10 protein-coding genes and 1 tRNA gene are annotated in these 13,156 nt (G+C 66.9%); 6 read left to right on the top strand and 5 right to left on the bottom strand.

Annotated elements, in window-relative coordinates:
- Position 1 precedes the first annotated feature (1 nt).
- Together otsB and N825_RS08485 are read right to left on the bottom strand one after the other, a co-directional pair.
- The gene (otsB, locus tag N825_RS08490) at positions 2 to 820 is read right to left on the bottom strand and encodes a trehalose-phosphatase (RefSeq protein ID WP_051511733.1); all 819 of its coding nucleotides are present in this window, start codon (positions 818 to 820) and stop codon (positions 2 to 4) included.
- A gap of 740 nt (positions 821 to 1,560) precedes the next feature.
- Positions 1,561 to 1,635: transfer RNA gene (locus N825_RS08485), tRNA-Val, on the bottom strand.
- Between the two features lie 300 nt (positions 1,636 to 1,935).
- On the opposite strand from N825_RS08485, the gene N825_RS08480 reads away from it, so the two are divergent.
- Positions 1,936 to 2,820, top strand: a complete 885-nt coding sequence (locus N825_RS08480) for an N-formylglutamate amidohydrolase (protein WP_037449755.1) — start codon at positions 1,936 to 1,938, stop codon at positions 2,818 to 2,820.
- Between the two features lie 22 nt (positions 2,821 to 2,842).
- On the opposite strand, the gene N825_RS08475 is transcribed toward N825_RS08480, so the two are convergent.
- A complete protein-coding gene (locus N825_RS08475) occupies positions 2,843 to 3,583 on the bottom strand; it encodes an aspartate/glutamate racemase family protein (protein ID WP_037449752.1) in 741 nt (246 codons plus the stop codon).
- 126 nt (positions 3,584 to 3,709) lie between these two features.
- On the opposite strand from N825_RS08475, the gene N825_RS08470 reads away from it, so the two are divergent.
- From N825_RS08470 to msrA, 3 genes are all read left to right on the top strand, one after another.
- A complete protein-coding gene (locus tag N825_RS08470) occupies positions 3,710 to 4,564 on the top strand; it encodes an HTD2 family dehydratase (protein ID WP_037449750.1) in 855 nt (284 codons plus the stop codon).
- Positions 4,561 to 5,757, top strand: coding sequence for a CaiB/BaiF CoA transferase family protein (locus N825_RS08465; RefSeq protein ID WP_037449748.1), 1,197 nt, complete (start codon positions 4,561 to 4,563; stop codon positions 5,755 to 5,757). Before N825_RS08470 ends, N825_RS08465 begins: the two co-directional genes overlap by 4 nt.
- Before the next feature lie 109 nt (positions 5,758 to 5,866).
- Positions 5,867 to 6,577: a peptide-methionine (S)-S-oxide reductase MsrA gene (gene msrA / locus N825_RS08460; RefSeq protein WP_198038233.1), complete on the top strand. Its 711-nt coding sequence runs from the start codon at positions 5,867 to 5,869 to the stop codon at positions 6,575 to 6,577.
- Between the two features lie 18 nt (positions 6,578 to 6,595).
- On the opposite strand, the gene N825_RS08455 is transcribed toward msrA, so the two are convergent.
- Together N825_RS08455 and N825_RS08450 are read right to left on the bottom strand one after the other, a co-directional pair.
- Positions 6,596 to 8,389 carry an extracellular solute-binding protein gene (locus N825_RS08455; RefSeq protein ID WP_037449746.1) on the bottom strand — a complete coding sequence of 598 codons (1,794 nt, stop codon included), beginning with the start codon at positions 8,387 to 8,389 and terminating at the stop codon, positions 6,596 to 6,598.
- 235 nt (positions 8,390 to 8,624) lie between these two features.
- Complete coding sequence (locus N825_RS08450; protein WP_037449744.1) at positions 8,625 to 9,320, bottom strand: nitroreductase; 696 nt, start codon at positions 9,318 to 9,320, stop codon at positions 8,625 to 8,627.
- Between the two features lie 98 nt (positions 9,321 to 9,418).
- Between N825_RS08450 and N825_RS08445 the strand changes: the two genes are divergently transcribed.
- Entirely contained in the window at positions 9,419 to 11,470 is a 2,052-nt protein-coding gene (locus tag N825_RS08445) for a hydantoinase/oxoprolinase family protein (RefSeq protein ID WP_037449740.1), read from the top strand.
- Entirely contained in the window at positions 11,467 to 13,137 is a 1,671-nt protein-coding gene (locus N825_RS08440; protein ID WP_051511732.1) for a hydantoinase B/oxoprolinase family protein, read from the top strand. The genes N825_RS08445 and N825_RS08440 overlap by 4 nt, the downstream gene beginning before the upstream one ends.
- Positions 13,138 to 13,156: the final 19 nt, after the last annotated feature.

Genomic DNA, 13,156 nt, shown 5'->3' with positions numbered 1-13,156 from the left:
GTCAGGCGTCTCCGGCTTCGTCACCGGGACGAATGGCCGCCGGGGCGAGCCGGTCGGCGATGTCCCCAAGCCAAGCATGCAACTCGCCGACCGACGCGATGCGCGCGCGGGCCGCCGTCGGCAGGCGTGTGCCGATCTGGATCGACAGACCGCCGTGATCGTTGACGACGCGAAAACCATCCTCGTCGGTCACGTCGTCGCCGATGAACACGGGGACGCGCCCGACGAAGGGCGGCTCGGACAGGAGGTGTTCCACCACGGTGCCCTTTGTCGAGCCCTTCGGCTTGACCTCCAGCACCATCTTGCCTTCCTGCACGTGGAAGGCCGCGCCGTGCCGCTCCATCAACCCGGAGGTCACCGCCCGCGCCTCGGCCTCCGCCGCCGGGGAGTTGCGGAAGTGGAGCGCCACCGTCATGCCCTTCGGCTCCAGCCGGGTGCCGGGGTGGGTGGCCACGAACCGTTCCAAGGCTTCGGTGATGTCCGCCAAGGCCCCGCGGTCGATGGTCGCGGTCGTGCGCTGGCCGGCGGAGTCCCGCCGTTCTAATCCGTGCTGGCCAGCCGCAGCCAAGGAATTGGCGCCAAGCAGGCGGTCGATGTCGTCCAGGCCGCGTCCGCTGACCAGCGCCACCGCGCCACCCAGCGCGTCGTTCAGCCGTGTCAGCAGTTCAGGCAATCCCGCCGCGACCTCGACACCATCGGGCTGGCTCGCGATCTCCACGAGCGTGCCGTCGAAATCCAGGAAGAGCGCCCAATTCGATGAGGCGTCTGGCAAGTCGGTTAGGGTGTGGTCGATTTGGGTCTGGTTATCTTTATCGTCCATGCTGGCCGCCTGCCTCGTTCAACCTATGCCGACATGAAAAACCGTCGTTTCCGGCACTTGCCCCAGGGTCGCCATCCAGAGGTGCCACCGGTGTCGGCATAGGGCTAAACGCATGAGACGGCGTCGCGGACCTTCCGGACGTGGAAGAAAACGGCCAGCGGCCTTTCCGTAAGCCACGATCGCGGTTGATTTTTCATCGGACAGGCCTTGAGTTCTGGCAAATTGGTCATACCTTTTGGACGATTCCCGATCGCACGCCGAGCAGGCCCATCCGGGATTTATCCGCCGCCAAACCGCCATGGACCGGTGCGCTTTATGTCGCACCGCAGCATATATTGTTCGCAATCAGGACAGTTGCAGGTTCAACGAGTTGGTTAACCGCTTGTCCTAATGCGGATTTCTTTTTTCCCTTGATTTCAGGAAAACACTCGATCATATTGTGCAGTGCGGGATCGATGGTGTCACTGACGCGGTTGATCCTGTAACGCACTTCTTGGGCGTTTCCTCCCTAGACTTGGGCCGTGGCTTTCGCCACGGCCTTTTTTTTGCCAAAACGAGATGAGGGCCGCCGTGTGGAGGAGTTGGCGGGCATGCCGATCGGCGGCTGCCGGGAACGCGGCATGGCCGGGGTGGCGTTGAGGCCCCCGTCAAAACGTTGGACAGGTAGGGGTGGGGATAGGCTGAGGAAGCATTCGCTCACGGACCATGGTCCGGAGGATGATCGACGCCTTTATCGAGAATGGTGGGCGCTACAGGGATTGAACCTGTGACCCCTTCCATGTCAAGGAAGTGCTCTCCCGCTGAGCTAAGCGCCCATTCTCGTGCGGACTTCGGTGGTTGGAAGTCCGCGAGGTCGTCAGTACTACACCGCTGTCCAGGATGTCAACGCCACGTCCTTGAATGGAGCGCCGCGCTCTGTCCCGAACCCGCGAGGCGGTGCCTCGCTGCGGTGGACGGGTGATTAGCAAACCTCCGTCGGGCTCGCAAGCTCTCTCATTCACGAAAAAGCAAAAACCTTCCGCACAGGATCCATGGGGCCGCCGGAGCGTGTCATCATCATCGCCGAAGCATCATCAGATGACAGATCGGTCCAGTTCGGATACAGAAGATTAGCTATGGATCGCCATTTCGACGCCGATGCGGACCGGGCCCAGGTTTTCGAGATCCTGGCGCCGCCGGTCCAAACGCTTCCGCTGGTGCTGGCCTCGCCGCACAGTGGATCACTGTATCCGCCGGAGTTCCTCGCGGCCGCCAAGCTGGACGGCTTCGCCCTTCGGAAGTCGGAGGACAGCTTCGTCGACGAGATCTTCTTGGCGGCCCCGCTGCTGGGCGCGCCGTTGATCCGCGCGCTGTTTCCCCGCGCTTTCCTCGACGCCAACCGCGAGGCGTTCGAACTGGACCCGGAGATGTTCGCCGACGCGCTGCCGGCCTATGTCAACACCCGGTCGCCGCGCGTCGCCGCCGGCCTTGGCACCATCGCCAAGGTGGTCGCCAACGGCGAGGAGATCTATCGCGGCAAGCTGCGTTTCGCCGACGCGCTGGGTCGGGTCAACCGGTTCTACCACCCCTACCACGCGGCGCTGAAGCGCCTGGTCGACCAGACGCGCCACCGGTTCGGCTATTGCGTGCTGATCGACTGCCACTCTATGCCGTCCGGTGGCGCGCCGGGCGAGGGGCCGTCCGCCCGGTCCAAGGTCGATTTCGTGCTGGGCGATTGCTACGGCAGTTCCTGCCTGCCGCAGCTGATCGAAACCGCCGAGCGGACGCTGCGCGACCAAGGGTTCGTGGTCAACCGCAACACTCCCTACGCCGGCGGCTTCACCACCCGGCACTATGGCCGGCCGCGCATGGGTATCCACGCGCTCCAGATCGAGATCAACCGAGCGCTCTACATGGACGAGCGCGCCATCAGCCGCAAACCCTACATCGAGGATCTGGCCGACCACATGGAGCGGCTGGTGGACGTGCTGTCCAAGGTCGGGGTGCCCAAGGCGGATTAGGCACCTGGATCACGCGACCCTCTCACCGACGGGTCGGCGTGAAGCGGGCCAAGTCGCCCGTGTAGGTCTTGGGCAGCGGCCATGCCAGGTCGCCGTGCTTGCTGGTGCCAAGGCCCAGCCGGACCAGCCCCTCGACCTGGACGACGGCGGCGGCGACTCCGTCGATCACGGGCACGCCGATCTCGTCCTGGACCCGGGCCACCAGATCCGCCATCCCGGCGCAGCCCAGCACGATGGCGCCGCAGCGGTCCTCCGCCACCGCCCGGCGGCACTCGGCCACGACGGTTTGGAACGTGACATCACCCGTCTCCTCCAGTTCCAGCACGGGAATGTCGGTGCCGCGCACCTTGCGGCAGGCGTGGACCATGCCGTACCGCTCGACCAGATGCTCGGCGATGACGCAGGTGCGGGTCAGCGTGGTGACGACCGAGAAGCCGGTCGAGATGAAGCTGGCCGCGTGCATCGCCGCCTCCGCGATGCCGACCACCGGGCCGGTCGCGACCTCGCGCGCCGCCAGCAGGCCGGGGTCGCCGAAGCAGGCGATGACATAGCCGTCGCAGCCCTCGGCCTCGCCTTTCCGGATCTCGTCCAGCACGCCGAGCACGCTGATCGCCTCGTCGTAATGTCCCTCGATCGAGACCGGGCCGGAGGCTGGGTTGACCGCCAGGATCTCCGTGCCGGGAGCGGCTATGGCGCGCGCCGCCTCGCCGATCTTCGCCGTCATGCCGGCGGTGGTGTTGGGGTTGATCACCTTGATCCGCACTGTGGGTCTCCTGGGATGGTTCGTGCCGTGGGCTGAAAACACTTTTCCTCGGGCGGGGGGATGCGCGAAGGTCTGGACGGGTTATAACTGGACACCACCGGCGGAAAAAATAACAGGGAGTTGACCGTGGATTTCAGTGAATGGATCGGCCGAAGCGAGACGATGTCGGACACGGTGACGGCGGCGCCCTATGCCGGCCTGTCCGCGACGCTCGACCGCCCGGCCGGCCGACCGGCCGAGGGCACGCGGCTGCCGGCCCTGTGGCACTGGCTCTGTTTCCTCCCGATGGAACGCCAGTCGAAGATCGGTCCCGACGGACACCCCAAGCGCGGCGGTTTCCTGCCGCCGGTTCCCTTGCCGCGCCGGATGTGGGCCGGCAGCCAGTTCGAATTCCACGAACCGCTCCGGATCGGCGACGCCATCACCAGGACGTCGACCATCCAGGACGTGACGGAAAAGTCCGGACGGACCGGCACGCTGGTCTTCGTCAAGGTCCGGCACAAGATCAGCCGGGGAGACACCCTGGCGATCACGGAATTCCACGACATCGTCTACCGCGACGCGCCCAAGCCCGACGACGTGGCGCCGCCACCGAAAGCCGCGACGTCACCCGGCGGCCCGCCATCCAGCGCTTGGGAGCGGGAGTGGCGGACCGACGACGTGCTGCTGTTCCGCTATTCGGCCCTGACCTTCAACGGCCACCGCATCCACTACGACCGCCGCTACGTCACCGAGACGGAGGGTTATCCGGGATTGGTCGTCCACGGCCCGCTGATCGCCACGCTGCTGCTCGACCAGTTGCGCCATCGGCTTCCCAACGCCGAGGTGGTCAAGTACGAGTTCCGCGCGGTGCGGCCGACCTTCGACATCAATCCCTTCTCGGTGTGCGGCGAGGCGTTGGACGACGGCAAGACATTCCACCTATGGGCGATGGATCACGAGGGTTGGCTGACCATGGACGCGACGGCGGTGATCCGATGAGCACGGCATCCACACGGCCCCTGGCGGGGATCACGGTAGTCACCCTGGAGCACGCCATCGCGGCTCCCTTCGCGACGCGCCAGCTGGCCGATCTGGGCGCCCGCGTCATCAAGGTCGAGCGCCCCGGCGTCGGCGACTTCGCGCGCGGCTACGATGAGCGGGTCAAGGGTCTGGCCTCCCACTTCGTCTGGACCAACCGGTCGAAGGAGAGCCTGACGCTCGACCTCAAGAACCCGGAGGCCCAGGCGGTCCTCAAGCGCCTGATCCTCGAACAGGCCGACGTGGTGGTGCAGAACCTGGCGCCGGGCGCCGCCGCCCGGCTCGGCATCTCGTACGAGGCGCTGGCCAGCGAGAAGCCCGGGATCATCGTCTGCGACATCTCGGGCTATGGCAACGACGGACCGCACCGGGACCGCAAGGCCTACGATCTGCTGATCCAGGGCGAGGCCGGTTTCCTGTCGGTCACCGGCACGCCGGACACGCCGTCGAAGGCGGGCGCCTCGGTGGCGGACATCGCGGCGGGGATGTACGCCTATTCCAACATCCTGGCGGCGCTGTTCCACCGCGCCAACACCGGGCAAGGCCGGCATATCGACGTCTCGATGCTGGAATCGCTGGTGGAGTGGATGAACTACCCGCTCTACTACGCCTACCAAGACGCGCCGCCGCCGGTGCGGGCGGGGGCCAGCCACGCGACGATCTATCCCTATGGCCCCTTCCCGGCGGGCGACGGCGGGACGGTGCTGCTGGGCCTCCAGAACGAACGGGAATGGCTGGCCTTCTGCGAGACCGTGCTGCGTCAGCCGGCGCTCGCCACCGACGAGCGGTTCTCCAGCAACTCCCGCCGGCATGGCGCCCGCGACGAGCTGCGCGCGATCATCGCCGAGGCGTTCTCCACGCTCAACACCGACCAGGTGATCACCCGGCTGGACGAGGCGCGGATCGCCAATGGCAGGGTCAACGACATGGCCGATGTCTGGAGCCACCCGCAGCTGGCGGCGCGGAACCGCTGGCGCGAGGTCGGCTCGGAACAGGGCCCCATCCCGGCGCTGTTGCCGCCGGGGATACCCGGCGACGCCGACGCGCGCATGGACCCGGTGCCAGCGCTGGGCGAGCACACCGACGCCATCCTGATGGCGCTGGGGCTTTCCAGGGAGGACATCGACCGGCTGCGCGCGGCCAAGGCGATCTGACCGAGGCTCACGAGCATGTGACCACGCGGGGATCGACCGTGACTGGCATTGGGTGGGGCGATCCACCAGATTCCAGTCCAACGGTTCCAACCCTCGCGGAGGTCACGCCATGAAGTTCAAGTTCGCGATGCCACCCACCGGGCGGCGCATGGCGCTCGCCCTGGGTTTACTGGCGCTCGGCGCCGCCGGTGGCCTGACCCTGACGGGGGAGAGCGCCGCGCAGACCGCGGCCAAGCCGGCTGGTGCGTCCAGCGGGCCGACCGAGAGCGTCATCCTGGCGGGCGGCTGCTTCTGGTGCGTCGAGTCCGACTTCGACAAGGTGCCCGGCGTGCTGGAGACGGTTTCCGGCTACGCGGGGGGCCAGACGCCGAACCCGACCTACCGGCAGGTCTCGGCGGGCGGCACCGGTCACTTCGAGGTGGTCAAGGTGACGTATGATCCGGCCAAGGTCAGCTATGGACAGTTGATCTCGTATTTCTGGCGGACGGTCGATCCGGTGGACGCCGGCGGTCAGTTCTGCGACCGGGGTGAGAGCTACAAGACCGCCATCTTCGCGCTGACGCCGGAGCAGGCCGGACAGGCCGAGGCCAGCAAGGCCAAAGCCGAGAAGGTCCTGGGCAAGGCCATCGTGACCCCGGTGATCACGCTGGACCCGAAAGGCTTCACGTCCGCCGAGGATTACCACCAGGACTACCACAATACCAATAGCCTCAAATACAAGTACTACCGCTACGCCTGTGGCCGCGACGCGCGCTTGACCGAGCTGTGGGGCGACGCCGCCGGCAAGTGGCCGCCGCCGACCGACGCTCCCCAAAGTTGATCCGCAAGCTGACGCGACTTACCTGGCCGCCTGTGACGTTCCCGCGATCCACCACGCGTCGAAGGCGATGCCGTAGGGTGGCAGGTCGCGGGGGTGTTCCAGCTTGGTCCAATAGGCGACCCGCGAGACGCCGGCGTACCATTGCGGGATGACGTAGTGTCCCCACAGCAGCACCCGGTCCAGGGCGGCGGCGCGGGCTCGCAGTTCCTCCCGGGTGTTGGCGGAGATCAGCAGATCGACCAAGTGGTCGACGGCGGGGCTCTTGATGCCGGCGAGGTTGCGGCTGCCGGTATGGTCGGCCGCCGCCGATGTCCAGTAGTCGCGCTGTTCGTTGCCCGGTGACAGCGACTGGCCCCAGATGGCCGTCGTCATGTCGAAATCGAAATCGCTGATCCTGTTCTGGTACTGCGCGGCGTCGACGGTCCGCACGCGGGCGTCGATGCCAAGCCGGCGCAGGTTGGCGACGAAGGGCAGGGCCACCCGCTCGAACGACGGACTGTCCAGCAGGATGGTGAAGGTCAGGGGCTCGCCGGTCGTGGCGTTGACCCGCCGTCCGTCGCGAATGACCCAGCCGGCCTCCTCCAGCAACTCGCGCGCCTTCAGCAGGTTGTCGCGCACCACCCGGCGGTCGCCGGCCGAGGGCGGCTCGTAGCGCTCGGTGAAGACCTCGTCGGGGATCTGGCCGCGCAGGGGTTCCAGGATCTCCAGCTCCGCCGCGCTGGGCAGGCCCTCCGCCTCCAGGTCCGAGTTCTCGAAATAGCTGTCGGAGCGCTGATAGGCGCCATAGAACATCACCGCGTTGGCCCATTCGAAGTCGAAGGCGTGTGCGATGGCGTAACGGACCTTCGGGTCGGCGAAGATCGGGCGTCTCGTGTTGAACACGAAGCCCTGCATGCCGGCGGGGGTCTCGACCTTGATCTCCTCCTTCTTGATCCGGCCGGACTCTACCAAGCGCTGGTCATAGGCGGTCGCCCAGTTCTTGGCCGAGTTCTCCGCCCGGAAATCGACCAGCCCGCCGTTGAACGCCTGGAGCGCCACGGTCGGATCGAGGTAGTAGTCGTAGCGGATCGTGCCGAAGTTGAACCGCCCGACATTGACCGGCAGATCCTTGCCCCAGTAATCCGCCACCCGCTCATAGGTGACCGACCGGCCGGGATCGACCCTCGCGATCTTGTAGGGGCCGCTGCCGACGGGAGGCTCCAGCGTCGTCCGGTCGAAGGTACGGCCTTCCCAGTAATGCTTGGGCAGGACCGGCAGCTGTCCCAGGATCAGCGGCAGTTCCCGGTTGTCGCCCGGAGCGAAGGTGAACCGCACCGTCCGGTCGCCGGTCCGCTCGACCTTGGCGACATTGGCGTAGTAGGCCCGGTAGAACGGGTGCGTCTGGCGCAGGATGTCGAAGCTGAAGATCACGTCGTCCGGCGTGATCGGTCGGCCATCCTGGAACCGCGCCTCCGGCCGCAGGTTGAAGGCCACCCAAGCCCGGTCGGGCGGCAGTTCGACCGTCTCCGCGACCAGCGGGTATTGGGTGAACGGCTCGTCCTGCGATTCCACCATCAGCGTGTCGAAGGTGTTGGTGACACCCGCCGCCGGCTGTCCCCGGATGGTGAACGTATTGAGCGTGTCGAACCCGCCGATGGCCGACAGCACCAGCGACCCGCCCTTGGGCGCGTCGGGATTGACGAAATCGAAGCGCTGGAACCCCGGTGGATACTTGGGCTCGCCATACATCGCCAAGCCATGCCGCGCCGTCTCCGCCAGGGCCGGGGTCTGTCCCAAGGTGAGCAGGGCGATGAGCAGGATCCGCTTAAGCATGATGCTTCCTGGGGTTTGGAGATCTCAAGTCACTCTCCAGGTATTTTTAATGAAAATTTTATCTTAACACAGATAAAGAGGACAAGAAGGGATGGACACGGAAACCAAGATAGCTGAGGATTGCCCGGCAGCCGGATCATAGTTCACTATCTGTGCTCATCCCTTCTTATCCTCATTATCTGTGTTAAAGATAACTCACCTCGGGATCGGCTCCAATACGGTGCGGACCCTCCATCTAGAAGCCGTGGAAGCGGGCGAACTCGGCTGGCGGCGCCCGGTCGGTTTCCAGCTTGTTCTCCGGAGCGTCCGGGTCGGCGTGGCCCAGCGCCATGCCGCTGACGAGGATCTCGCCCTCGGGGATGTCCAGGTGGCGGCGGATGATGCCGTGGAACTTGATGAAGGCGGCCTGCGGGCAGGTGTCGAGACCAACACCGCGCGCCACCACCATGACGTTCTGCATGAACATGCCGAGGTCGAGCCAGCTTCCCCGCTCCAATTTGCGGTCCATCGTGAAGAACAGGCCGACCGGCGCCCCGAAGAAGTCGTAGTTGCGGCCGTGCTGGCGCGCCATCGCCGGCTTGTCGCCCTTGGCGATCCCCAGCATGCCGTAGAGGTCCCAGCCGACCTTGCGCCGGCGGCCGAGATAGGGCTCGAACCAGTCGGCGGGATAGTAGCGGTATTCCGCCCCTGTCTCCCCAGCCTCGGCTCCCGCCGGGTCGTGGTGGGCGGCGACCAGTTCCGCCGACAGGGCGTCGCGGGCGGCACCCGCGACGACGTGGACCTTCCAAGGCTGCATGTTGGTGCCGCTCGGCGCCCGGCTGGCGATCTCCAGGATAAGTTCGACCGTCTCCTTCGGCACCGGCTGGGAGGTGAAGGCGCGGATGCTGCGGCGGCCGCGGACGGCGTCGATGGCTGAAAGCTGATCATGCAAACTGGAGCCTCATTGGCATAACTGATATCGGAGGACAGACGGTTCCGTCCTCTCCCCGCTTGTCGGTAGCATCGTGCCAACGACAGGGGGTTTTTGGAATGGCTTGGCGTATCGGTGTCGATTCCGGTGGTACCTTTACCGATGTCTGCTTGTTCGACGACGAGACGGAACGGGTCGAGGTGTGGAAAGTGCCATCGACCCCGGACGATCCGTCGCGCGGCATCGCGGCCGGAGTCGAGGAGGGGATCGCCCAGATCGGCGCCAGCGCCGGCGATATCGCCTATTTCGGCCACGGCACCACGGTCGGCACCAACGCGCTGATCCAGCACCGCGGCGTGCGCACCGGGCTGATCACCACCGACGGCTTCCGCGACCTGCTGGAGATTGGCCGCCAGAAGCGCCCCGACCTCTACGACCTGCAAGCCGACAAGCCCCAGATGCTGGTCGATCGCGAATTGCGGATCGAGGTGCCGGAGCGGGTCCGGTTCGACGGCTCGGTCGAGATTCCGCTCGACGAGGAGGCGGTTCGCGCCGCGGCCCGCCAGCTTCGCGCCAGCGGGGCGAAGTCGGTCGCGATCTGCTTCCTCTACAGCTTCGTGCGCGGTGATCACGAGGCCACCGTGCGCCGCATCGTGGCGGAGGAGTTCCCCGAGGCCTTCATCTGCACCTCGCACGAGGTGGCGCCCGAGTTCCGTGAATACGAACGGATGTCCACGGCGGTGGTCAACGCCTATCTCGGCCCTGTCATGCACGGCTATATCGAGCGGCTGGCCAATCGGCTGGACGAGTTGGGCGTCAAGCCCAAGCCGCACCTGACCCAGAGCAATGGCGGCGTGATCGGCTTCAAGGCGGCGGCGGAACTGCCGGTTCGCACCGTCCTGTCCGGTCCCAGCACCGGCGTGGTGGCGGCACAGGTGATCGGGCAGGTGGCGGGATTTCCCAACCTGATCACCTTCGACATGGGCGGTACCAGCAGCGACGTCGCCCTGCTGGCGAACGGCCAGTGCCGGCTGGCGAGCGAGGCGGTGGTCCATGGCTATCCGATCAAGGCGCCGATGCTGGACATCCACACGGTCGGCGCCGGCGGCGGGTCGATAGCCCATGTCGACAATGGCGGGTTGCTGAAGGTCGGGCCGCGCAGCGCCGGCGCCGATCCAGGCCCGGTCTGCTATGGCAGGGGTAACGAGGAGCCGACCGTCACCGACGCCAACGTCGTGCTCCAGACGCTCAACCCGACGCATCTGCTCGGCGGCCGCATGGCCGTCCGCCAGGACTTGGCGAAGGCCGCCATCGGCCGGCTGGCCGACAAGCTGGGCATGGACACCATGGCGACAGCCCAGGGCATCCTGTCCGTCGTCACCGCCAACATGGCGAAGGCGATCCGGGTGATCAGCGTCCAGCGCGGCCACGACCCGCGCGACTACACCCTGATGGCGTTCGGCGGCGCCGGTCCGCTGCACGCCGCCCGGCTGGCGCGCGAGCTGGACATGAAGCGCATCCTGGTGCCGCGCACCCCTGGCATCCTGTGCGCCATGGGCCTGCTGCTGACCGACCTGCGGGCCGACTTCGCCGTCACCCGGCTGACCCTGGTCGCGGGCGAGGCGGTTTCCGACATCGAAACCGCCTTCGACGCGCTGACCGGGCGGGCCGAGGAGTGGTTCGTCAACGAGGCGGTGCTGCCAGCGGCGCGCCAGACGACACGGACGGTCGACATGCGCTACGCCGGCCAGAACTATGAGCTGGCGGTGGCCCTGCCGGACGGTCCCGTCACCACCGCGACCCTGGACGCGCTGGTGGCCGGGTTCGAGGCGGCGCACAAGAGGATGTACGGTTTCATCGCCGAGGAGGAGCCGATCCAGATCGTCACCTTCCGGATCGAGGCGACCGGGCTGGTCGCCAAGGCGTCGTTCAAGCCGCGCCCGGATGCCGGACCGGACGCGTCCGGCGCCATCATCGGCAAGCGCGATGTCTGGCTGCCGGAGGCGAACGGCATGGTGTCGTGCCCGGTCTATGACCGCGCCAAGCTGGACGCCGGCAACAGGATCACGGGCCCGGCGATCGTCGAGCAGATGGACGCCACCACCGTCGTGCTGCCTGGCATGGTCGCGCATGTCGAGCCCTACCTCAACCTTGTCCTGGAACTGCCATGAGCACGCCCCTCCCGAAGGATCAAGAATCCTCGCCGGCCGCCACCCCGGTGGATCCGATCACCGTCGAGGTCATCGGCAGCGCCTTCTCGTCGATCGCGGAGGAGATGGGCGAGGCGCTGGTCCGCGCCAGCTATTCCACCAACATCAAGGAGCGGCGCGACTGCTCGACGGCGCTGTTCGACATCCGGGGCAACACGCTGTGCCAGGCCGAGCACATCCCGATGCATCTCGGCAGCTTCATCGGCATCATCCCGCACATCATGCGGCGGAACCCGCTGTCCCGGATCCAGCCCGGCGACATCTTCATCGGCAACGACGCCTTCGAGGGCGGCGGGACGCACCTGCCCGACATCGTGCTGGCCGAGCCGATCTTCTTCGACGACCAGATCGTGGGCTGGGCGGTCAACACCGCCCACCACGCCGATTTCGCCGACCGCGGCCACGCCCACATCTACCAGGAAGGCCTGCGCATCCCGCCGATCCGGCTGTACAAGGCCGGCGAGCTGCAGGCCGACGTCCAGGAACTGATCCTGTTGAACTGCCAGGTCCCGCGCGAGCGCCTGTCGGACCTGCGGGCGCAGGTGGCCGCCAACCGGCTGGGTGTCCAGCGGATGCGCGACCTGTGCGCCAAATACGGCCGCGCCACCGTGCTGGCGGCGGGCGAGGCGTTGCAGGACTATGCCGAGCGCAAGATGCGCGCCGGCATCGCCGCGATCCCCGACGGCGTCTACCGCTTCACCGACATGTTCGACAATCCGGAGATCGACGGCGAACTGGAATTCTCGGTCGAGATCACGGTGGCGGGCGACGCCATGAAGCTTCATTTCGACAGCCCGCCGCAGGTCCGCGCCGGGTTGAACATGGTCTACACGGCGCTGCTCTCGACCGTCTACTACGCGGTCAAGACGGTGGTCGACCCGACCATCCTGCCCAACGCCGGCTTGGCCCGCCCGTTGGAGGTGACGGCCAAGGAAGGCACCATCCTGAACTGCTCCCATCCGGCGGCGGTCAATGGCCGCATCGCCGCGTGCCAGCGGGTGGCCGACCTGATCCACGGCGCGCTGGCCCAAGCGGTGCCGGAGCGGCTGACGGCGGCGGGCAACGGCGCCTGCGCCTCCGCCACCTTCATCGGCGTCGATCCCCGCAGCGGCAACACCTGGGTCTATCTGGAGACCATCGGCGGCGGCTTCGGCGCGCGGGCGACCAAGGACGGATTGGACGGCGTCCACGTCCACATGACCAACACCTCCAACCTGCCCTGCGAGGCGCTGGAGCTGGAATACCCTCTGACGCTGCTGCGCTACGAGCTGGTCGACGGTTCCGGCGGGGCGGGGACCACGCGGGGCGGCATGGGGTTGCGCCGGGTCTACCGCGCCGAGGCCGAATGCCGGGTCGCGATGGATGGCGGCCGCTGGATGTCGTCGCCCTGGGGGCTGATGGGCGGCAAGGAGGGCGGACGGGGCGACTGCAAGTTCAGCTCCGGCATCGAGCCGTTCGACCATGGCGCCGGCCTGCTGCGGGCGGGCGACATCATCGAGATCATTACGCCGGGCGCCGGTGGCTATGGCCCGCCCGAGCTGCGCGACCGCGCCCTGGTCCAGCGCGATCTGGCCGACCGCCGCATCAGTCCCGAGACGGCGCGCGACATCTACAAATTCACGGGCTGACCCCGATCCCATCCCCTTA

The organism is Skermanella stibiiresistens SB22 (assembly GCF_000576635.1).
GTDB lineage: Bacteria > Pseudomonadota > Alphaproteobacteria > Azospirillales > Azospirillaceae > Skermanella > Skermanella stibiiresistens.
This window is presented reverse-complemented; position numbering and strand designations above follow the sequence as displayed.

What these genes read in the sequence shown, in the direction of transcription:
- otsB (WP_051511733.1), bottom strand. Translation starts at nt 820, where the DNA reads ATGGACGATAAAGATAACCAGACCCAAATCGACCACACCCTAACCGAC.
- N825_RS08480 (WP_037449755.1), top strand. Translation starts at nt 1,936, where the DNA reads ATGGATCGCCATTTCGACGCCGATGCGGACCGGGCCCAGGTTTTCGAG.
- N825_RS08465 (WP_037449748.1), top strand. Translation starts at nt 4,561, where the DNA reads ATGAGCACGGCATCCACACGGCCCCTGGCGGGGATCACGGTAGTCACC.
- msrA (WP_198038233.1), top strand. Translation starts at nt 5,867, where the DNA reads ATGAAGTTCAAGTTCGCGATGCCACCCACCGGGCGGCGCATGGCGCTC.
- N825_RS08455 (WP_037449746.1), bottom strand. Translation starts at nt 8,389, where the DNA reads ATGCTTAAGCGGATCCTGCTCATCGCCCTGCTCACCTTGGGACAGACC.
- N825_RS08445 (WP_037449740.1), top strand. Translation starts at nt 9,419, where the DNA reads ATGGCTTGGCGTATCGGTGTCGATTCCGGTGGTACCTTTACCGATGTC.
- N825_RS08440 (WP_051511732.1), top strand. Translation starts at nt 11,467, where the DNA reads ATGAGCACGCCCCTCCCGAAGGATCAAGAATCCTCGCCGGCCGCCACC.